Origin of the sequence: Pseudomonas sp. NFACC16-2, assembly GCF_900119205.1 — a bacterium.
Taxonomy (GTDB): domain Bacteria; phylum Pseudomonadota; class Gammaproteobacteria; order Pseudomonadales; family Pseudomonadaceae; genus Aquipseudomonas; species Aquipseudomonas fluorescens_Q.
This window is the reverse complement of record NZ_FPIX01000008.1, coordinates 64,259-84,105: the sequence shown is the minus strand read 5'-3', so window position 1 is coordinate 84,105 and position 19,847 is coordinate 64,259. Positions and strand designations below refer to the sequence as shown.

Below are 19,847 nucleotides of genomic sequence, written 5' to 3'. Positions count from 1 at the left end.
CTCAACAGCAAAGGAACCCTTCACATGACTGTTCAAAATTCGAAAGTTGCCATCGTGACCGGCGCCTCTCGCGGCATCGGAGCAGAGATTGCCAAGCAACTGGCCAGCGAAGGTTTCGCCGTCGCCATCAACTACGCCAACAGCGCCACCGAAGCCTCGAAACTGGTGGTGCAATTGCGTCAGGCTGGCCATCAGGCCATAGCGATCAAGGCGGACGTGTCGTCTGCCGCCGATGTCCGGCGGATGTTCGATGAAACCGAAGCGCAGCTGGGCAAGGTCGATGTGTTGATCAACAACGCCGGCATCCTCCAGGTCATGCCCCTGGCGCAGCACAGCGACGAGTTGTTCGAGCAGACGTTCGCCATCAACACCCGTGGCACCTTCAATACCCTGCGCGAGGCCGCGACCCGTTTGAATGACGGTGGCCGGATCGTGAATTTTTCCAGCAGCACCGTGGGCCTGAACCTGCCCGGCTACTCGGTGTACATCGCCAGCAAGGCCGCAGTGGAATCCCTGACCCAGGTGTTCGCCAAGGAATTGCGCGGTCGGCAAATCACGGTCAATGCCGTGGCCCCCGGCCCCGTCGCGACCGAACTGTTCATGCACGGCAAGAGTGAGGAACAGGTGCAGCATTACGCCAAGATGCCGCCCCTGGAACGCCTCGGCCAGCCGCATGACATCGCCCGCATCATCACCTTCCTGGTGGGGCCGGACGCCGGGTGGGTGAACGGGCAGATCCTGCGGGCCAACGGCGGGCTCGTCTGAGGCTCAGGCCGATCAGCGCACCAGGTGCAGGAACTGCAGGTGCCGCTCGTACTGATCGAGGATGTCGTTGATGACTTGCTCCTTGGTGTAGCCCACCAGGTCGTAATCCTGGCTGCCTTCGCTCAAGTGCACTTCGGCACGGTAGTAACGACGGTTGTTGAGTTCCTTGGAGCCCATGCCGCCGCGGGCGAAGGACGGCGTGAAGTAGCCACGCATCTGCACCTGGTAGATGAACGGGTGCTGCTCGCCGTGGCCGATCTCCAGGCTGACGTTGTCATTGGCCGGATCGGGCTGGGTCACCACCGTCAGGCCCTTTTCGGCGAACACTGCGGTCACTTCTTCAATGGCCGGGCGCACCGTCGTGTCGAGGAAACGGTACACCTCGTCACGAGACGGGAAATGCACCGCCTGACTCAAGCGTTGGCGCCAGCCGCCCGTGCCCCGGCGTGAACCGGACACCGGCGCCAGGGAGTGCAATTGCGCGATCTGCTTCTGGGATTCCAGGTAGAACGCCTTGTGCAGGCCCCACATCATCAACAGCAGAATCAACGAGAACGGCAAGGACGTCAGCACCACCGCCGACTTCAAGGCGTCGATGCTGCCGGAGAACAACAACGCGCTGGTCACCAGGGCAGTCATCGCGCCCCAGAACACCCGCAACCACTTCGGCCCGTCCTCGTCGGGGTTGCCGCCCTTGGCCGACAACGTCGACAGCACCACGGTGCCTGAGTCAGCGGACGTGACGAAGAACACGAAGCTGATGAACACCGTGACCGCGATGACAGTCTTGCTCCAGGGATAGGTTTCCAGCAGCAGATAAAGGCTCATCGATGGGTTTTCCAGGGCGGACATGCCCAGGGCACTCATGCCATGGTTCAGCACTTGGTCGATGGCACTGTTGCCGAAGATCGACATCCACGCCAGGGTGAAACCCAGGGGAATCAGCAGCACGCCAAACACGAATTCGCGGATGGTGCGGCCACGGGAAATCCGTGCGATGAACAGCCCCACGAACGGCGACCACGCGATCCACCAGGCCCAATAGAACACCGTCCAGCCGCCCAGCCAGTCGCTGGGTTTGTCGTAGGCGTACAGGTCGAAACTTTTCATCGGCAAGGCGCCGAGGTAATCGCCGATGTTCTGGATCAGCGTGTTGAGCAAATGCTGGGTGGGCCCGGCGAACAGCACGAACAGCAACAAAGCGCAGGCCAGCAGCATGTTGATGTCGGACATGACTCGCACGCCTTTGTCGACACCGGCCACGGCGACGATGATCGCCGCGCCCATCATCAGCACGATCAGGCCGACCTGGATCCACTGGGTGTGGGCGATGCCGAACAGGTAATCGAGCCCGGAGTTGAGGTGCAACACACCAAAACCCATGTCCGCGCCGAGGCCGAATACGGTCGCGATGATGCCAAAGCCGTCCACCGCATAGCCGATGGGGCCGTTGATGCGCTTGCCAATCAGCGGGTACAACGCCGAACGCAAGGCCAGCGGCAAATTGTGCCGGTAGGCGAAATACGCCAGGGCCATGCCGACGAACGCGAAAACGCCCCAGCCGTGCAGGCCCCAGTGCAAGAACAGGATCTGCATGGCCTGGCGCGCCGCCTCGGCGGTACCAGCCACGCCCTGGGGCGGCTGCACCATGTGGGTCAGCGGCTCGGACACGCAGAAGAAAAACAACGTGATGCTGATGCCAGCGGCGAACAGCATGCCGGCCCAAGACAGATAACTGAATTCGGGCTCGTCGTGGTCGGCACCGAGCTTGATCTTGCCGTAGCCGGACAAGGCGGTGATCACCACGAAGACCAGATACAGCGTCATCGCCAGCATGTAGTACCAGCCGACCGTATTGGCCGCCCAGTTCTGCGCGGCCAGCAACCAGGCGCCGGCCTGCGCGGGCATGGCAATCACCACCAGACCGAACAGCAGGATGAAGGTCGCGGCGAAGTAAAAGACCGGCGGGTTCATGCGGACCAGGCCGCTGGGTGGCAGGGACGAAGCACTCATGGGCGAGGGCCCCCGGGCAGGGAAACAGCGAGGGTCGAAAACGGACTCGGCAAAAGCAAGCCTCCTTATTGTGAGCGGGCAGCAAACCGACGGTTTAACTTGAATGAACGTTCAAGTTAAACATGAATAGGCAGCTAAGGACTAATCGCAGGGCTCAACGGCGCGTTTCTTATGCAGGCCAGTGGGAGGATAGACGCTGCTTGGTGTGTATTCGTTCAGTGTTCAACAGACCACACACAAGCCCTGTGGGAGCGAGCAGGTTCGCTCCCACAGGGTTTGGGGTGTTCATAAATCATGTGTCACTCCCTGTCCATCGCCGGTTTACTTCCAAACAAATGATTGCCGGTTGCCCCTGAATATCCGCGTGCCTATAGTCCAGACATCTCCTACAACCAGTACGGACCCATGATCAAAGAACAGCTGTCTCGCTTTAACCGTCTCGACCTGCTCGGCCATCCGACACCGCTGGAAAAACTCGACCGCCTCTCCACCTGGCTCGGTCGGGACATCTATATCAAGCGTGACGACCTGACGCCCCTGGCCATGGGCGGCAACAAACTGCGCAAACTTGAATACCTGGCCGCCGATGCCATCGCCCAAGGCGCCGATACCCTCATCACCGCCGGGGCGATCCAGTCCAACCACGTACGCCAGACCGCCGCCCTGGCCGCGAAACTGGGTCTGGGCTGCGTGGCCTTGCTGGAAAACCCCATCGGCACCGAAGACAGCAATTACCTGGGCAACGGCAACCGATTGCTGCTGGAGCTGTTCGACGCCAAGGTCGAGCTGGTGGAAAACCTGGACAACGCCGACGAGCAATTGCAGGCCCTCGCCGGGCGCCTGCGCAGCAACGGGAAAAAACCCTACCTGGTGCCGATTGGTGGTTCGAACGCCTTGGGCGCGCTGGGTTATGTGCGCGCCGGCCTGGAACTGGCCGAGCAGATCAAGGACACCGGAATCGAGTTCGCTGCCGTGGTACTGGCCTCGGGCAGTGCCGGGACCCACAGCGGCCTGGCGCTGGCGCTGAGTGAAACCCTGCCGGCGCTACCTGTCATCGGCGTCACGGTCTCGCGCAGCGAGGAGGACCAGTTTCCGAAGGTCCAAGGCCTGGCCGAGCGCACGGCAGCGTTGCTCGAAGTCGCCCTTCCAGAAGCGTTCAAAGTGAACCTGTGGGACGAATATTTCGCCCCCCGCTACGGCGAGCCGAACGCCGGGACACTGGCGGCGGTCAAGCTGCTGGCCAGCCAGGAAGGGCTGCTGCTTGATCCGGTCTACACCGGCAAGGCCATGGCCGGCCTGCTCGACGGCATGGGTCGCGACCGTTTCGACGAAGGCCCGATCATCTTCCTCCACACCGGCGGCGCACCGGCGTTGTTTGCCTATAACGCAGTCTTCTGAAGATATGGAAAGCCTCAATGTGTGAGCGAGCTTGCTCGCGATGAGGGTGTATCAGTTGATTGGAATTGGGCTGATCCACTGCTATCGCGAGCAAGCTCGCTCCCACAGGGGAAAATTCCAAATAGGCATATAGAGTTGATTTAATATTATTTTCCAATCTATAAAAGCCATCCTATAGTCTCGCCGCAGGCGCATTTGCCGCGAGACGCCCAAACTGCTTTAAGGCAGGATGTGGCAATCTTTTCGGATCGCGGCTACGCCTTATCTCAGCCAAAATAACCTCTTCATAAGAAAACACAGGGGCTTGTCATGAATTTTTCCGCATTACGTCGCAACCTGCTGGTGGGTTCGCTGGGCCTGGCATTGAGCGCCGGCCTGTTGGGGCAAGCGGTTGCCGGTGAGCAACTGCAAAAAATCAAGGACGCGGGCGTCATTAATGTCGGCCTGGAAGGCACTTACCCGCCGTTCAGTTTCGTCGACGCCGACGGCAAGCTGGCCGGTTTCGAAGTGGAGTTTTCCGAAGCCTTGGCCAAAGAGCTGGGCGTGAAGGTCAAGCTGCAGCCGACCAAATGGGACGGCATCCTCGCAGCGCTGGAATCCAAGCGTCTGGACGCGGTGATCAACCAGGTGACTATCTCCGAAGAGCGCAAGAAGAAGTATGACTTCTCCGAGCCATATACCGTTTCTGGTATTCAGGCGCTGACCCTGACCAAGAATAAAGACACCATCAAGACTGCCGCCGACCTGGCCGGCAAAAAAGTCGGCGTAGGCCTGGGCACCAACTACGAACAATGGGTAAAAGCCAACGTACCCGGCGCTGACGTGCGTACCTACGAAGATGACCCAACCAAGTTCCAGGATCTGCGCGTCGGCCGCATCGATGCCATTCTGATCGACCGTCTCGCCGCGCTCGAATATGCCAAGAAGGCCAAGGACACCGCCGCTGCCGGCGAAGCGTTCTCTCGCCAGGAAGCCGGTATCGCCCTGCGCAAAGGCGAGCCTGAGCTGTTGGCAGCCGTGAACAAGGCCATCGAGAAACTGCGCGCCGACGGTACGCTGAAGAAGCTCTCTGAAAAATACTTCAGCGCTGACGTCACGAAATAATGGAAGCAGCTCTTCAACTCGCACTGGACTCCGCGCCCTTTCTGCTCAAGGGCGCGTACTACACGGTCATCCTCAGCCTGGGCGGCATGTTTTTCGGCCTGCTGCTGGGGTTCGGCCTGGCGCTGATGCGCCTGTCGCGCTTCAAGCTGGTGAACTGGATCGCACGCATCTACGTGTCGTTCTTTCGTGGCACGCCGTTGCTGGTGCAGTTGTTCGTGATCTATTACGGGCTGCCGCAACTGGGCATCGAGCTGGATCCGCTGCCAGCGGCCCTGATCGGTTTCTCGCTGAACATGGCCGCCTACGCGTGTGAAATCCTGCGGGCTGCCATCAGCTCCATCGAGCGCGGCCAGTGGGAAGCGGCAGCGAGTATCGGCATGACCCGCGCCCAGACCCTGCGCCGGGCCATCCTGCCGCAAGCGGCACGCACGGCGCTGCCTCCGCTGGGCAACAGCTTCATTTCCCTGGTCAAGGACACCGCGCTGGCGGCGACCATCCAGGTACCGGAACTGTTCCGCCAGGCGCAGCTGATCACCGCGCGAACCTTCGAAATCTTCACCATGTACCTTGCCGCCGCGCTGATCTATTGGGTTCTGGCCAGCGTGCTCTCGCACCTGCAGAACGTCCTGGAAGCCCGGGTCAATCGGCATGACCAGGAGTCCTGACCCATGATTGTCGTGGAAAAACTGACAAAGCAGTTCAAGGGTCAGGTGGTGCTCAACGGCATCGACTTGAAGATCGAAGAAGGCGAAGTGGTTGCGATCATCGGCCCCAGCGGCTCGGGCAAGACCACCTTCCTGCGCTGCCTGAACTTCCTCGAAGAACCTACCAGTGGCCGGATCAAGGTCGGCGACATCGAGATCGATGGCAGCCGCCCGCTGAACCAGCAACAAGGCCTGGTGCGCCGTTTGCGCCAGCAGGTGGGCTTCGTGTTCCAGAACTTCAACCTGTTTCCCCATCGCACCGCATTGGAAAATGTCACTGAAGGCCCGCAGGTGGTGAAGAAAATTCCTCGCACCGAAGCCGAAGCCCTGGGGCGCAAGCTCTTGGCCAAGGTCGGCTTGGCCGGCAAGGAGGACGCCTATCCACGGCGCCTTTCCGGCGGCCAGCAACAGCGCGTGGCAATTGCCCGAGCGTTGGCGATGGAACCGGCGGTGATCCTGTTCGACGAGCCGACCTCGGCCCTGGATCCGGAACTGGTGGGCGAGGTGCTGGCAACCATTCGCGGCTTGGCCGAAGAAAAACGCACCATGGTCATCGTGACCCACGAAATGGGCTTCGCCCGGGACGTGGCCAACCGCGTGGTGTTTTTCGACAAAGGCGTGATCGTCGAACAAGGCGAAGCCAAGGCCTTGTTTGCAGCCCCCAAGGAAGAACGCACGCGACAGTTCCTCAGCAAGTTCCTCTCCGCCGGTCAAGGCGCTCAGTAAGTTATGGGCAGTGTCATCACTTCCAGGGATGGAAGTGAGGCAGTTGCAACACTCTCAAGACACTACCGCCATAACTTTGCCATAAAGAAACAACTTGCAACTTGCGCCCTGCTCAACATCCTCGACCGTTTTACGTGCAGCATGGATCTACCTCTCGTAACACTTCCCCTCAGCCCAAGCACTCCTCCTTTCTAGTCTCAAGACGCTCTTTCAAGCATTTTCCAGAAACCTGCGAGCCTGGGAAAAGGGCTTGTGATGCCGCGCATTATTAACATGGGTGCGTAGGACATTTCTGAAGCCCTTCACAATGAATTATTAAGCAAGTGCCTCTATTGACACTGAAACTATTGAGCCTTTATCTAGTGACCAACAAGCGATGCACATTATTTATTTTCTGCACAGTGACTAGGCGCAGCCTAGCCTATATGGCTGCACACATAAAATATGTCGCGATTAGTCATCGCCGTTGATCTTCCCGAAACGGACTTAGTTTTCAAGCATCAAGGAGAACACCATGACATGTAAGTCGAAGAGTCCTGAACTGGCCGCCCCCACCCTGGCCAACGCCCACCCTACCGGCATCAACATCGCCAACGCCGCTCACCTGGAGGTTGCCATTGCGCCCTACCCTGGTATGGACGCAGGTGACCTGATCGAACTGTTCTGGGACAACTGCTACGTCGGCTCGCGCTTGCTGTCGCAGGCCGATGTGCAAGACAGCGTCACCCTGCGAGTCCCGGAGAGTTTCATCGTCGATGGCACCTCGCGCATTCACTATCGGGTGATGCAGGTCGGGCGTGGGCCGGCGCTATCCGCCAGGCAACGGGTACACGCGAAGCTCGATTGCCCCGGCGGGCAGCCGTCGGCCCTGAGCGGCGATGAAAACCAGGGCCTGGCGCCAGTGCGCATTCCCGATACTATCCGACGCCAAGGGGTGAACCCCAACCAGATCAAGCGCGGCGTACCGCTGACCATCGAACCCTACCTGAACATGGCCGCCGGCGATGCCGTGACCCTGCGCTGGGGCGATGTGCGCATGGACCTGCCTGCCGTCGCCGCCAGCGAGGTCGGCCAGCCAATCAATATCTGGGTCCCGCCGCAGATCATCCTGGAGGCAGGCGAAGACCTGCGCCTGGAAGTGACCTACTGCATCATTGATCGCGTAGGCAACAATTCCCTCTGGGCACCGCCGCGAACGCTGAAGATCGGTTGCGCCAATCCCTATCTGAAGAAGCCCTCGAAAGAGGCCCTCATGGCCGCTGAACCGCGACATCGAGCGCCTTGATACAGAGCGCTTTGGGTGGCGAGGGAGCTTGCTCCCGCTTGGGGGCGCAGCGCCCATCGGTAAAAGAAGGGTTGCTGCGCAACCCAGCGGGAGCAAGCTCCCTCGCCACAGAGGACTCCTTCCAATTGAATCCAACCTATACATATTCCTAAAAGTTAGTTCAAAAATAATTTATACACGCTTAGGGTATATATACCGGACCACCGGACATTCTTGATTTTGACTCGCCGCATTTATCGCGGCGTTTTCCGAAAAGATGTGAGGTGGGTATGGAACGGAACACAATCACCCCAGTGCAATACGCCAAGGCACTGCCTGCAGCCACGGAGTGGCTGTAATGTCGGATCTGGCGCAAGCAAAAGTCCAGAGCGACCTGGACATCGCACCACTGTTGTTGCCCGCACAGGTGTTGCGCAACGATGCCGAAGCCATCAAAGCCGCCCATGAACTGGCGCAGGTCGCCCGTCAGCAGGCCGCGCGTCGTGATCAGCAACGCAAGCTGCCCTGGGCAGAAATCGAGCAATTCACCCGCAGCGGACTGGGCAGCATTGCCATTCCCCGGGCATACGGCGGTCCGCAGGTTTCGTTCGTCACCCTGGCCGACGTGTTCGCGATCATTTCCGCCGCTGACCCGGCCCTTGGGCAGATCCCGCAGAACCAGTTCGGCGTGCTCCAGCTGATTCTCGGCACCGGCACCGAACGGCAGAAAAAAATCCTCTTGCAGAGCGTGCTCGAAGGCTGGCGCATCGGCAACGCCGGGCCGGAACGCGGTACTCGCAATACCCTTGAGCTCAAGGCTCGGATCACCACTGACGGTGACGGGTTTGTCATCAATGGTCAGAAGTTCTATTCCACCGGCGCGCTGTTTGCCCATTGGGTCGCGGTCAAGGCGTTGAATGACGAGGGCCGCCAGGTGCTGGCATTCGTACGGCGCGGCACCCCGGGCCTGCGGATCGTCGACGACTGGTCGGGGTTCGGCCAGCGCACCACCGCCAGCGGCACCGTGCTGCTGAACAACGTGCGGGTGGATGCCGAGTTGGTCCTGGATAACTGGCGCATCAACGAAACACCCGGCGTGCAAGGTGCGATTTCCCAACTGATCCAGGCCGCCATCGATGCGGGTATCGCCCGTGGCGCCATTGATGATGCCATCGCTTTTGTGCGTGAACGGGCTCGTCCCTGGATTGACGCCCAGGTCGACCGAGCCAGTGACGACCTCTACGTGATCGCCGACATTGGCAAACTGAAAATCGAACTGCACGCCGCCGAAGCCTTGCTGCGCAAGGCCGGACAGGTGCTGGACCAGGTCAGTGCCGCCCCCATCACGGCGCAATCTGCCGCCCGCGCCTCGATTGCTGTGGCCGAGGCCAAAGTGCTCACCACCGAAATCGCCCTGCACGCCTGCGAAAAACTCTTCGAACTGGCCGGCAGCCGCGCCACCCTCGCCGAATTCAACCTTGATCGCCACTGGCGCAACGCACGGGTCCACACCCTGCACGACCCGGTGCGCTGGAAGTATCACGCGGTAGGCGCCTACCACCTGAACGGCACCTTGCCGGCCCGCCATTCCTGGATCTGACGACCCGACCTCTGGAGCAGCACATGACGCTTTCTCAATACGTCGCGGTGATCACCAGCGATGAACAAGCCCTGATCGTGGCCAGCGACCTGGCCGATGACTTCAAGCGCGACAGCGCCCTGCGCGACCGCGAGCGCCGTTTGCCGTACCCGGAACTGGAGGCCTTCTCCCGCTCGGGCCTGTGGGGTATCAGCGTGCCCACGGCCTATGGCGGTGCCGGTGTTTCCAACGTCACCCTGGCCAAAGTCATTGCGCTGATTTCCCAGGCCGACAGCTCGCTGGGGCAGATTCCACAAAATCATTTCTATGCCCTGGAAGTGCTACGGGTAAACGGCACTGAAGCGCAAAAACAACGCCTCTACGCCGAAGTGCTCGCCGGCCAGCGCTTTGGTAACGCGCTGGCCGAACTTGGCACCAAGACTGCCCATGATCGCATCACCCAACTGCGCCGCGACGGCGAGGGCTATCGCATCAACGGTCGCAAGTTCTACGCCACGGGCGCGATCTACGCCCAGCGCATCCCCACGTCAGTGGTGGACGAAAACGGTGTGCAACAACTGGCGTTCGTCCCTCGCAGCAGCCAAGGCCTGACGGTGATCGACGACTGGAGCGGTTTTGGCCAGCGCACCACGGGCAGCGGTTCGGTGGTGTTCGAAGACGTTTATGTCGCCGCCGCCGACATCGTGCCCTTCCAGAGCGCCTTCGAACGTCCCACACCGGTAGGGCCGCTGGCGCAGATTCTTCACGCCGCCATCGACACCGGCATCGCCCGCGCCGCCTACGAAGACGCCCTGCATTTTGTCCGCAATAAAACCCGCCCCTGGATCGACGCCACCAGCGACGTCGCCACCGAAGACCCGCACACCCTCAAGAGTTTCGGCCAACTGAGCATCCGCCTGCATGCCGCCGAAGCCCTGTTGGAACGCGCCGGTGAATTCCTCGACCGGGCCCAGGCCGACACCCGGGCCGACACGGTCGCCGCCGCCTCGATTGCCGTGGCCGAAGCCCGTGCCATCAGCACCGAAATATCCCTGGCCGCCAGCAGCACGCTGTTCGAATTGGCCGGCAGCCAGGCGACCCTGGCCGAACATGGCCTCGACCGCCACTGGCGCAACGCCCGGGTGCACACCCTGCATGACCCGGTGCGCTGGAAATACCATGCCGTGGGCAACTTCTACCTCAACGATGAAAAGCCGCCGCTGCGGGGGACTATCTGATGGCTCCCGGCAAGAAAAAAATCCTGCTCAACGCGTTCAACATGAACTGCATCGGGCACATCAATCACGGTCTGTGGACCCATCCCCAGGACACCTCGACCCAGTTCAACACGATCGAGTACTGGACCGCCCTGGCGCAATTGCTCGAGCGCGGATTGTTCGACGGGCTGTTCATCGCCGACATCGTCGGGGTCTATGACGTGTACCAACAGTCGGTGGACGTCACCCTGAAAGAGTCGATCCAGCTGCCGGTCAACGACCCGTTGCTGCTGGTCTCGGCAATGGCCGCCGTCACGAAGAACCTCGGCTTCGGCCTCACCGCCAACCTCACCTACGAACCGCCCTACCTCTTCGCCCGACGCATGAGCACCCTCGACCACCTGAGTCGCGGCCGGGTCGGCTGGAACATCGTCACCGGCTACCTGGACAGCGCCGCCAAAGCCATGGGCCTGACCGCACAAGTGGAGCATGACCGTCGCTACGACCAGGCCGACGAGTACCTGCAAGTGCTCTACAAACTCTGGGAAGGCAGCTGGGAAAACGACGCGGTACTCAACGATCGCCAGCGGCGGATCTATGCGCAGCCGGAGAAAGTGCACAAGGTCCGGCATCAGGGCGAGTTCTATCAGGTCGAGGGTTATCACCTGTGCGAACCCTCGCCCCAGCGCACGCCGGTGCTGTTCCAGGCCGGCAGTTCCGAGCGCGGCCTGCTGTTCGCCGGACGGCATGCCGAGTGCGTGTTCATCAGCGGCCAGAACAAACCGGCGACCAAGGCCCAGGTGGACAAGGTCCGCGCCAGCGCCGTAGAGGCCGGGCGCAACCCCGGGGACATCAAGGTGTTCATGGGCCTGAACGTGATCGTCGGCGAGACCGAAGCGGCTGCCTGGGCCAAGCATACCGAGTACCTGAGCTATGCCAGCGCCGAGGCCGGCGTGGCGCATTTTTCCGCGTCGACGGGCATCGATTTTTCCCAGTACGAACTGGATGAACCGATCCAGTACGTCAAGAGCAACGCCATCCAGTCCGCCACCAAGACCTTGCAGAACAACGACTGGACCCGGCGCAAATTGCTCGAGCAACACGCCTTGGGCGGTCGCTACATCACGGTGGTGGGATCGCCTGAGCAGGTGGCCGATGAGCTGGAGTCGTGGATCGCTGAAACCGGCCTCGATGGTTTCAACCTGACCCGCATCGTCACGCCGCAAAGCTACGTGGATTTCATTGACCTGGTGATCCCCGAGTTGCAGCGGCGCGGCTCGTACAAGACCGGATACGACAACGGCACCCTGCGGGAAAAGCTGTTTCACGCAGAGGCTCATCTACCTGGACAACACACCGGCTCAACCTACCGACACTGACCCTGTGGCGAGGGAGCTTGCTCCCGCACGACAACGAAGCAGGCGCCCAGCCGGCAAGGTTTCAACCGACAGACCGAGCGGACTGGGTTGGGGCCGCTTCGCAGCCCAGCGGGAGCAAGCTCCCTCGCCACACAAGCACATGGCTCAATTAATCAATGACTGGAATAACCGACATGACCCAGCAACTCCTGACCCTGCCAGTCAAAGCGCTGGCCCTGGCCCTCGGCCTGTTCAGCTCGGCGCTGTTTGCCGCCGACGCACCACTGAAAATCGGCACCACCGCCGCGTTCGCCATTCCTCTGGAGGCCGCCGTGGAAGAGGCCAGCAAGCAAGGCCTGAAGGTCGAACTGGTGGAGTTCAGCGACTGGATCGCGCCCAACGTCAGCCTGGCCTCCGGCGATATCGACGTGAATTATTTCCAGCACATCCCGTTCCTGGAAAACGCCAAGGCCGCCGCCGGGTTCGATCTGGTGCCCTTTGCACCGGGGATCATCAACAACGTCGGCCTCTACTCGAAAAAATACAAAAGCTTCGACGAGCTGCCCGAAGGCGCCAGCGTCGCCATTGCCAACGACCCGATCAACAGCGGTCGCGGCCTGCAACTGTTGGCCAAGGCCGGGCTGATCAGCCTCAAGCCGGGCGTCGGCTACAAGGCCACCGAAGACGACATCGTCGCCAACCCGAAGAAGCTCAAGATCCTGCAGGTCGAAGCCGTGCAGCTGGTGCGCGCTTATGAAGACGCCGACCTGGTGCAGGGTTATCCCGCCTACATCCGCCTGGCCAAGACCTTCGATGCCAGCTCTGCCTTGCTGTTCGACGGCCTCGATCACAAGGAATACGTGATTCAGTTCGTGATCCAACCCAAGAGCAAGAACGATCCACGGCTGATCAAGTTCGTCGACATCTACCAACATTCCCCAGCCGTGCGCGCCGCCCTGGACAAGGCCCACGGCAAGCTCTACCAACCCGGCTGGGAAAGCTGACATGAACGCCGTCAATGCTCGACTTCGACAAGAAGCCCCCCCGCCCAGAAGCGCCAAACACACCGAACTGCATCCAGAGCTGAACCGCGCCCACGTGCGCTTCATCGGCCTGGGCAAGACCTACGCTGGCGCCCAGGGGCCGGTGGCCGCGCTGCAAGGCATCGACCTGGCGATCCAGCGCGGCGAAGTGTTCGGCATCATCGGCCGCAGCGGCGCTGGCAAGTCGTCGCTGATCCGCACCATCAACCGCCTCGAACAACCCACCAGTGGCCGGGTGTTGATCGATCAGATAGACATCGGCGAGTTCGATGAAGACCGCCTGGTGGAACTGCGCCGGCGCATCGGCATGATCTTCCAGCACTTCAACCTGATGTCGGCCAAGACCGTGTGGCAGAACGTCGAGCTGCCGCTGAAAGTCGCCGGCGTGCCCAAGGAGCAACGCCAGCGCAAAGTTCGCGAGCTGCTGGAACTGGTCGGCCTGCAAGGCAAGCACAAGGCCTATCCGGCGCAACTTTCGGGCGGGCAGAAACAGCGGGTGGGGATTGCCCGGGCGTTGGTGCATGACCCGCAGATTCTGTTGTGCGATGAAGCCACCTCGGCCCTGGACCCGGAAACCACTCAATCGATCCTCGGTTTGCTGCGTGAGATCAATCAGCGACTGGGCCTGACCATCGTGTTGATCACCCATGAAATGGCGGTGATTCGCGAAGTCTGCGACCGGGTGGTGGTGCTCGAACAGGGGCGAATCGTCGAGCAAGGACCGGTCTGGGAAGTCTTCGGCAATCCGCAACACGAGGTCAGCCGGACGCTGCTGGCGCCCCTGCAACACGCCATCCCGGAAGAACTGCAAAGTCGCTTGCAAGTGCTGCCGGCGTCGGCAGACGCGGCTACGGTGCTGCGCCTGCAATTCACCGGTACAGATCGCGAGGAACCGGATCTCGCCGCTTTGTTCAGCGCCCTCGGTGGTCGGGTGCGCTTGCTGCACGGCGGCATCGAACGGATTCAGGGCCACGGGCTGGGGCAATTGCTACTGGCCGTGAGCGGTTCGTCATGGGGCGCCGAGGAACTGCGCCAACGGGCGGGCAATTGGGCGCAACGGGTAGAGGTGCTGGGTTATGTGGTTTGATCGGTTGTTGCAGGGTTTCATCGACACGTTCCTGATGGTCGGCGTGTCGTCGCTGATCGCGCTGCTGGCGGGCATTCCGCTGGCGGTGATCCTGGTGACCAGCGGCAAGGGCGGGATCTACGAAGCGCCGGTTTTGAACCGGGCCCTGGGCGCGTTCGTGAACCTGTTCCGCTCGATACCGTTCCTGATTCTGATGGTGGCGCTGATTCCGTTCACCCGGCTGATCGTCGGCACCACCTATGGCGTCTGGGCCGCGGTGGTACCGCTGACCATCGCCGCCACGCCGTTCTTTGCCCGCATCGCCGAAGTCAGCCTGCGGGAGGTCGACCACGGCCTGATCGAAGCAGCCCAGGCCATGGGTTGCCGGCGCTGGCACATTGTCTGGCATGTGTTGCTGCCCGAAGCCCTGCCGGGCATCGTCGGCGGTTTTACCATCACGCTGGTGACCATGATCAACTCTTCGGCCATGGCTGGCGCGATCGGCGCCGGCGGCCTGGGGGACATCGCCTACCGGTACGGCTACCAGCGATTCGACAGCCAGATCATGCTCACGGTGATCGTGTTGCTGGTGGCATTGGTGGCGTTGATTCAACTCGGTGGCGATCGCTTGGCGCGGGGCTTGAACAAACGCTAGGCGGCGTTGGCCGATGCCAATGGGGGCGTGAGCCTGCTTGCGGTATAGTCGGCTGACGTTCCCCACCCAAGTTCCCGAACCATGAAACACACCCCCGACGACCTGCAGACCATCACCGCCACGACCCTGGGCCATTACAACGCGGTCGCCGACAGCTTCCGCGAAGGCACGCGCGATCACGACGTCAGCCAGAACATCGACGCGTTGCTGCGGCATATTCAAGCCGAGGCACCGCTGCACATCCTGGACTTCGGCTGCGGCCCCGGACGAGACCTGCGTACATTTACCGCCATGGGCCACGTGGCGGTGGGCCTCGATGGCTCAGCAGAATTTGCCCGGATGGCGCGCCAGGACAGCGGGTGCGAAGTGTGGCAACAGGACTTTTTGAAACTCGACCTGCCGGCTGAACGCTTCGACGGGATCTTTGCCAACGCCGTGCTGTTTCATATCCCGGTCCAGGAACTGCCTCGGGTGCTGAAACAACTGCACGCCACGCTCAAGCCCGGCGGCGTGCTGTTCAGCTCCAACCCACGGGGCGAAAACCAGGAGGGCTGGAACGGCCAGCGCTTCGGCGCCTACCACGACCTCGCGGCCTGGCGCACGCTGCTTGGCGACGCAGGCTTCGTGGAACTGGAGCATTACTACCGACCGGCTGGGCTGCCGCGCGAGCAACAGCCTTGGTTGGCGAGTGTCTGGCGTAAACCTTGAAATCCCCCTGTGGCGAGGGGATTTATCCCCGCTGGGGTGCGCAGCGCCCCCCCATGCAAGCAATGCAATCATTCAGACACACCGGGGCAGCGGCTTTTTGGGGCTGCTTCGCAGTCCAGCGGGGATAAATCCCCTCGCCACAAAGAACAGCGCTTGAGTCCGGTCTTTAATCGCTGTCAGTCCTGCTTACCCAACCACTTCTGCGACAACCGCTCCAGCCTCCCGTCCTCCTTGATACGTGTCAGGGCGTTGTCCAGGCTGGCCTTGAACGCCGGGTTGCCCTTCTGGAACGGAATCACCAGGCTCGGCGCCGGGTCGCTCTTTTTTTCAGGCTGGAACGACTGCGCCATGACCAACGGGCGTGGCGTCTGCTCCTTGCTCGCCAGCAATTGTGCATCCGGCTGGCTGTAAACGGCGCTGGTGTCGAAACGTTCCACCAGTTCCGGGGTCATTGCTATGTGGTTGATGGCGACGTCGTACTTGCCGCTCTCCACCCCGCTCATCAGGTCCCCGGCATCAGTGACCACGAAGTCGGGGCGTACATCGAGCTCACTGGCAAGCATTTCGCCCAGCTCCACTTCGAAACCAGTGAGTTTGCCGTCTTCCTTGAAGTTGAAGGGCGCGGTGTTGGCCTCAAGGGCAATGCGCAGTTCGCCACGGTCATTGATGTCATCGATCAGTTCGGCATGAGCCAGGGGACTCAAAAGGGGTAGCAGGCAAATCAGGCCAGGCAGAAAGCGCATGGTCACTCCTTTGTATTTATACAAGCGACGCTCGTTTCAGGCTCGCTTTGCTATGGTTGTTGCAGGCTTCGACAACGATTGGTCATGAAGTTGTCATGGCCAGGCGGATTTCATGGAAAAATTGGAGAAAAAAATGAAAAGCTTTATGTCTCGTGCCACGTTGGCCGGCCTGTTGCTGAGTACTTCGATGCTGGCGACTGCCGCAACCCCCGCTCCCAAAGGCGCAGAGGTATTCATCGTGTCCCCGGAAGACGGCGCCACCGTTGCCCAGGAATTCAAGGTCAAGTTCGGCGTCAAGGACATCGCCCTGGCTCCGGCGGGTGATGTGACCAAAAACACCGGGCATCATCATCTGCTGATCGATGTCGACAAACTGCCCGCTGAAGGCGCACCGATTCCGACCGACGCCAACCACATGCACTTCGGCAAAGCGCAGACCGAAGCCACCATCAAGCTGGCCCCGGGCAAACATACCTTGCAGCTGATATTGGGTGACAGCGGCCATATGCCGTTCCATCCGACGATCGTGTCCAAGAAGATCACCGTCACCGTGAAGTAACGCAGGCAAAAAAACGGGAGCCCCTTACGAAGCTCCCGTTTTTTATTGCAAGCCAAACCTCAACTTGCCGCCCAACCTTCTTAGAACAACACCCGGCAACGAATGGTGCCGTTGATGTGCTGCAGCTTCTCTTGCGCCAGGTCCGAGTATTCGGCGTCGACGTCGATCACGACGTAGCCGACTTTCTCGTTGGTCTGCAGGAACTGACCGGAAATGTTGATGCCGTTTTCGGCGAAGACCTTGTTGATCTCGCTCATCACACCCGGGATGTTCTCGTGGATGTGCAGCAAACGGTGCTTGCCGGGGTGTGCCGGCAGAGCCACTTCCGGGAAGTTCACGGACGATACCGACGTACCGTTGTCGCTGTACTTGACCAGCTTTTCCGCCACTTCCAGACCGATGTTGGCCTGGGCTTCAGCGGTGGAACCGCCGATGTGCGGGGTCAGGATCACGTTGTCCAGGCCACGCAGCGGACTTTCGAAGATGTCGTCGTTGGAACGCGGCTCCACCGGGAACACGTCGATGGCAGCGCCGATCAGGTGCTTGTCCTTGATCGCGTCGGCCAGGGCGTCGAGCTTGACCACGGTGCCACGCGCGGCGTTGATCAGGATCCCGCCCTTCTTGATGGCACGGATTTCCTTCTCGCCGATCATCCACTGGGTGGCAGCGGTTTCCGGCACGTGCAGGGTCACGATGTCGGACATGCCCAGCAGCTCGTGCAAGTCGTTGACCTGGGTGGCGTTGCCCAGGGGCAGTTTGGTCACGGTGTCGTAGAAGAACACCTGCATGCCAAGGCCTTCAGCCAGTACCGACAACTGGGTGCCGATCGAGCCGTAACCGACGATACCCAGCTTCTTGCCGCGGATTTCGAAGGAGTTGGCCGCGCTCTTGATCCAGCCGCCACGGTGGCAGGAAGCGTTCTTCTCAGGGATGCCGCGCAGCAGCAGTATCGCTTCGGCCAGCACCAGTTCGGCAACGGAACGGGTGTTGGAGTACGGCGCGTTGAACACCGCGATGCCGCGCTCGCGCGCCGCATTGAGGTCAACCTGGTTGGTGCCGATGCAGAAGCAGCCGACCGCCACCAGTTTCTTGGCGTGGTCGAAGATCTCTTCGGTCAATTGAGTACGGGAGCGAATGCCGATGAAGTGAGCATCGGCGATCTTTTCCTTGAGCTGGGCTTCCGGCAGAGAACTGGTGATGTACTCGATGCTGGTGTAGCCCGCCGACTTGAGGACGTCGACAGCCGATTGGTGGACGCCTTCGAGAAGAAGGAACTTGATCTTGCTCTTATCGAGAGAAGTCTTGCTCATCTGCGTAAACCTGTGTCCCGGAGAAAAATGGCAGGGAATCGGACAGCGCATGCTGGCCCGACCGGCGTGACAGCCGTCGCCGCAGAACAGCCGTTGGGCACTACGCTGCGGGGTCGGTATGCTAGCATATGCACCCCGCTAAACACTCATTCCTGCGACGTGAAGCGTTCTCAGGATGACCATGAATTGTTCGAGAGTTCTGTCGATGACCAACCCTGCCCTGATAGATGAGCTGAAGACCCTGGTTGAGCCTGGCAAGGTCCTGACCGATGCCGACTCCCTGAACGCTTACGGCAAGGATTGGACCAAGCATTTCGCCCCGGCGCCCACGGCCATCGTCTTTCCCAAGACCACCGAGCAGGTCCAGGCCATCGTGCGCTGGGCCAACGCGCACAAAATCGCGCTGGTGCCATCGGGCGGACGTACCGGGCTTTCCGCCGCGGCCGTGGCGGCCAACGGCGAAGTGGTCGTGTCATTCGACTACATGAACCAGGTGCTCGACGTGAACCTCACCGACCGCACCGCGGTCTGCCAGCCTGGCGTGGTCACCGAACAACTGCAGAACAAGGCCGAAGAACATGGCCTGTACTACCCGGTAGACTTCGCTTCGGCCGGTTCCAGCCAGATTGGCGGCAACATCGGCACCAATGCCGGCGGGATCAAGGTCATTCGCTACGGCATGACCCGCAACTGGGTGGCGGGCATGAAGGTCGTCACCGGCAAGGGTGACCTGCTGGAGCTGAACAAGGACCTGATCAAGAATGCCACCGGCTATGACTTGCGGCAGCTGTTCATCGGCGCCGAAGGCACCCTGGGCTTCGTGGTCGAGGCCACCATGCGCCTGGACCGTGCGCCGAAAAACCTCACCGCGATGGTGCTCGGCACGCCGGACTTCGATTCGATCATGCCGGTGCTGCACGCCTTCCAAGGCAAGCTGGACCTGACCGCCTTCGAATTTTTCTCAGACAAGGCCCTGGCCAAGGTCCTCGCTCGCGGCGACGTGCCAGCACCGTTCGAAACCGAGTGCCCGTTCTACGCCCTGCTGGAATTCGAAGCCACCACTGAAGAAGTCGCCAATCACGCCCTGGAAACCTTCGAGCATTGCGTGGAGCAAGGCTGGGTGCTGGACGGCGTGATGAGCCAGAGCGAAACCCAACTGCAGAACCTGTGGAAGCTGCGCGAATACATTTCCGAAACCATCTCCCACTGGACGCCGTACAAGAACGACATCTCGGTGACCGTCTCCAAGGTTCCGGGGTTCTTGCGGGAAATCGACGCGATCGTCGGCGAACACTACCCGGACTTCGAAATCGTCTGGTTTGGCCACATCGGCGACGGCAACCTGCACCTGAACATCCTCAAGCCGGAAAACCTGAGCAAGGATGAGTTCTTCGCCAAGTGCGCGACCGTGAACAAATGGGTCTTTGAGACCGTCGAGAAGTACAACGGCTCGATTTCCGCCGAACACGGCGTGGGCATGACCAAGCGTGACTACCTGACCTATAGTCGTTCACCTGTGGAAATCGAGTACATGAAAGCGGTGAAGGCGGTATTCGACCCGAACGGCATCATGAACCCGGGCAAGATTTTCGCAATTTGACGCCTAAAACACCTGATGAATCCCAGAAGCAGGAG

18 protein-coding genes are annotated in these 19,847 nt (G+C 60.8%); 15 read left to right on the top strand and 3 right to left on the bottom strand.

The window, feature by feature from the left end:
• Positions 1-24: 24 nt before the first annotated feature.
• Positions 25-765, top strand: a complete 741-nt coding sequence (locus BT116_RS09495; protein WP_072342672.1) for an SDR family oxidoreductase — start codon at positions 25-27, stop codon at positions 763-765.
• Positions 766-777: 12 nt separating this feature from the next.
• Here BT116_RS09495 and betT read toward each other — a convergent pair whose 3' ends face one another.
• Positions 778-2,739 (bottom strand): choline transporter BetT, encoded by a 1,962-nt coding sequence (gene betT, locus BT116_RS09490; RefSeq protein WP_170845935.1) that lies wholly within the window; start codon positions 2,737-2,739, stop codon positions 778-780.
• Between the two features lie 444 nt (positions 2,740-3,183).
• Here betT and BT116_RS09485 point away from each other — a divergent pair, with 444 nt between their 5' ends.
• From BT116_RS09485 to BT116_RS09430, 12 genes are all read left to right on the top strand, one after another.
• Complete coding sequence (locus tag BT116_RS09485; protein ID WP_072342667.1) at positions 3,184-4,176, top strand: D-cysteine desulfhydrase; 993 nt, start codon at positions 3,184-3,186, stop codon at positions 4,174-4,176.
• 309 nt (positions 4,177-4,485) lie between these two features.
• Complete coding sequence (tcyJ, locus tag BT116_RS09480) at positions 4,486-5,280, top strand: cystine ABC transporter substrate-binding protein (protein WP_072342665.1); 795 nt, start codon at positions 4,486-4,488, stop codon at positions 5,278-5,280.
• Positions 5,280-5,945: a cystine ABC transporter permease gene (gene tcyL, locus BT116_RS09475; protein WP_014336021.1), complete on the top strand. Its 666-nt coding sequence runs from the start codon at positions 5,280-5,282 to the stop codon at positions 5,943-5,945. Before tcyJ ends, tcyL begins: the two co-directional genes overlap by 1 nt.
• 3 nt (positions 5,946-5,948) lie before the next feature.
• Entirely contained in the window at positions 5,949-6,710 is a 762-nt protein-coding gene (gene tcyN / locus BT116_RS09470) for an L-cystine ABC transporter ATP-binding protein TcyN (protein ID WP_072342663.1), read from the top strand.
• Between the two features lie 514 nt (positions 6,711-7,224).
• On the top strand, positions 7,225-7,995 hold the full coding sequence (locus BT116_RS09465) for a hypothetical protein (protein WP_072342660.1): 771 nt from the start codon (positions 7,225-7,227) through the stop codon (positions 7,993-7,995).
• Between the two features lie 337 nt (positions 7,996-8,332).
• Positions 8,333-9,574: an SfnB family sulfur acquisition oxidoreductase gene (locus BT116_RS09460; RefSeq protein WP_072342658.1), complete on the top strand. Its 1,242-nt coding sequence runs from the start codon at positions 8,333-8,335 to the stop codon at positions 9,572-9,574.
• 23 nt (positions 9,575-9,597) lie between these two features.
• Entirely contained in the window at positions 9,598-10,791 is a 1,194-nt protein-coding gene (locus tag BT116_RS09455) for an SfnB family sulfur acquisition oxidoreductase (protein ID WP_072342655.1), read from the top strand.
• Positions 10,791-12,149, top strand: a complete 1,359-nt coding sequence (locus BT116_RS09450; protein WP_072342653.1) for an LLM class flavin-dependent oxidoreductase — start codon at positions 10,791-10,793, stop codon at positions 12,147-12,149. Before BT116_RS09455 ends, BT116_RS09450 begins: the two co-directional genes overlap by 1 nt.
• A 173-nt stretch (positions 12,150-12,322) precedes the next feature.
• Positions 12,323-13,132, top strand: coding sequence for a MetQ/NlpA family ABC transporter substrate-binding protein (locus BT116_RS09445; RefSeq protein WP_063323436.1), 810 nt, complete (start codon positions 12,323-12,325; stop codon positions 13,130-13,132).
• 1 nt (position 13,133) lies between these two features.
• Entirely contained in the window at positions 13,134-14,258 is a 1,125-nt protein-coding gene (locus BT116_RS09440; RefSeq protein WP_072342650.1) for a methionine ABC transporter ATP-binding protein, read from the top strand.
• On the top strand, positions 14,248-14,892 hold the full coding sequence (locus BT116_RS09435) for a methionine ABC transporter permease (RefSeq protein WP_072342648.1): 645 nt from the start codon (positions 14,248-14,250) through the stop codon (positions 14,890-14,892). The genes BT116_RS09440 and BT116_RS09435 overlap by 11 nt, the downstream gene beginning before the upstream one ends.
• Positions 14,893-14,973: 81 nt before the next feature.
• Positions 14,974-15,600 carry a class I SAM-dependent methyltransferase gene (locus BT116_RS09430; protein WP_072342646.1) on the top strand — a complete coding sequence of 209 codons (627 nt, stop codon included), beginning with the start codon at positions 14,974-14,976 and terminating at the stop codon, positions 15,598-15,600.
• Between the two features lie 176 nt (positions 15,601-15,776).
• On the opposite strand, the gene BT116_RS09425 is transcribed toward BT116_RS09430, so the two are convergent.
• Positions 15,777-16,343, bottom strand: coding sequence for a transporter substrate-binding domain-containing protein (locus BT116_RS09425; RefSeq protein ID WP_072342643.1), 567 nt, complete (start codon positions 16,341-16,343; stop codon positions 15,777-15,779).
• A 133-nt stretch (positions 16,344-16,476) separates the two neighbouring features.
• On the opposite strand from BT116_RS09425, the gene BT116_RS09420 reads away from it, so the two are divergent.
• Positions 16,477-16,902: a DUF4399 domain-containing protein gene (locus tag BT116_RS09420; RefSeq protein WP_072342870.1), complete on the top strand. Its 426-nt coding sequence runs from the start codon at positions 16,477-16,479 to the stop codon at positions 16,900-16,902.
• Between the two features lie 80 nt (positions 16,903-16,982).
• On the opposite strand, the gene serA is transcribed toward BT116_RS09420, so the two are convergent.
• Positions 16,983-18,212 (bottom strand): phosphoglycerate dehydrogenase, encoded by a 1,230-nt coding sequence (serA, locus tag BT116_RS09415; protein ID WP_053117264.1) that lies wholly within the window; start codon positions 18,210-18,212, stop codon positions 16,983-16,985.
• A 205-nt stretch (positions 18,213-18,417) separates the two neighbouring features.
• Here serA and BT116_RS09405 point away from each other — a divergent pair, with 205 nt between their 5' ends.
• A complete protein-coding gene (locus BT116_RS09405) occupies positions 18,418-19,812 on the top strand; it encodes an FAD-binding oxidoreductase (RefSeq protein ID WP_072342638.1) in 1,395 nt (464 codons plus the stop codon).
• The last annotated feature ends 35 nt before the right edge of the window (positions 19,813-19,847 follow it).

Bases quoted from the DNA above. Each gene is read 5' to 3' on its own strand.
- BT116_RS09495 (WP_072342672.1), top strand. From the start codon at position 25: ATGACTGTTCAAAATTCGAAAGTTGCCATCGTGACCGGCGCCTCTCGC.
- betT (WP_170845935.1), bottom strand. From the start codon at position 2,739: ATGAACCCGCCGGTCTTTTACTTCGCCGCGACCTTCATCCTGCTGTTC.
- BT116_RS09485 (WP_072342667.1), top strand. From the start codon at position 3,184: ATGATCAAAGAACAGCTGTCTCGCTTTAACCGTCTCGACCTGCTCGGC.
- tcyJ (WP_072342665.1), top strand. From the start codon at position 4,486: ATGAATTTTTCCGCATTACGTCGCAACCTGCTGGTGGGTTCGCTGGGC.
- tcyL (WP_014336021.1), top strand. From the start codon at position 5,280: ATGGAAGCAGCTCTTCAACTCGCACTGGACTCCGCGCCCTTTCTGCTC.
- tcyN (WP_072342663.1), top strand. From the start codon at position 5,949: ATGATTGTCGTGGAAAAACTGACAAAGCAGTTCAAGGGTCAGGTGGTG.
- BT116_RS09465 (WP_072342660.1), top strand. From the start codon at position 7,225: ATGACATGTAAGTCGAAGAGTCCTGAACTGGCCGCCCCCACCCTGGCC.
- BT116_RS09460 (WP_072342658.1), top strand. From the start codon at position 8,333: ATGTCGGATCTGGCGCAAGCAAAAGTCCAGAGCGACCTGGACATCGCA.
- BT116_RS09455 (WP_072342655.1), top strand. From the start codon at position 9,598: ATGACGCTTTCTCAATACGTCGCGGTGATCACCAGCGATGAACAAGCC.
- BT116_RS09450 (WP_072342653.1), top strand. From the start codon at position 10,791: ATGGCTCCCGGCAAGAAAAAAATCCTGCTCAACGCGTTCAACATGAAC.
- BT116_RS09445 (WP_063323436.1), top strand. From the start codon at position 12,323: ATGACCCAGCAACTCCTGACCCTGCCAGTCAAAGCGCTGGCCCTGGCC.
- BT116_RS09440 (WP_072342650.1), top strand. From the start codon at position 13,134: ATGAACGCCGTCAATGCTCGACTTCGACAAGAAGCCCCCCCGCCCAGA.
- BT116_RS09435 (WP_072342648.1), top strand. From the start codon at position 14,248: ATGTGGTTTGATCGGTTGTTGCAGGGTTTCATCGACACGTTCCTGATG.
- BT116_RS09430 (WP_072342646.1), top strand. From the start codon at position 14,974: ATGAAACACACCCCCGACGACCTGCAGACCATCACCGCCACGACCCTG.
- BT116_RS09425 (WP_072342643.1), bottom strand. From the start codon at position 16,343: ATGCGCTTTCTGCCTGGCCTGATTTGCCTGCTACCCCTTTTGAGTCCC.
- BT116_RS09420 (WP_072342870.1), top strand. From the start codon at position 16,477: ATGAAAAGCTTTATGTCTCGTGCCACGTTGGCCGGCCTGTTGCTGAGT.
- serA (WP_053117264.1), bottom strand. From the start codon at position 18,212: ATGAGCAAGACTTCTCTCGATAAGAGCAAGATCAAGTTCCTTCTTCTC.
- BT116_RS09405 (WP_072342638.1), top strand. From the start codon at position 18,418: ATGACCAACCCTGCCCTGATAGATGAGCTGAAGACCCTGGTTGAGCCT.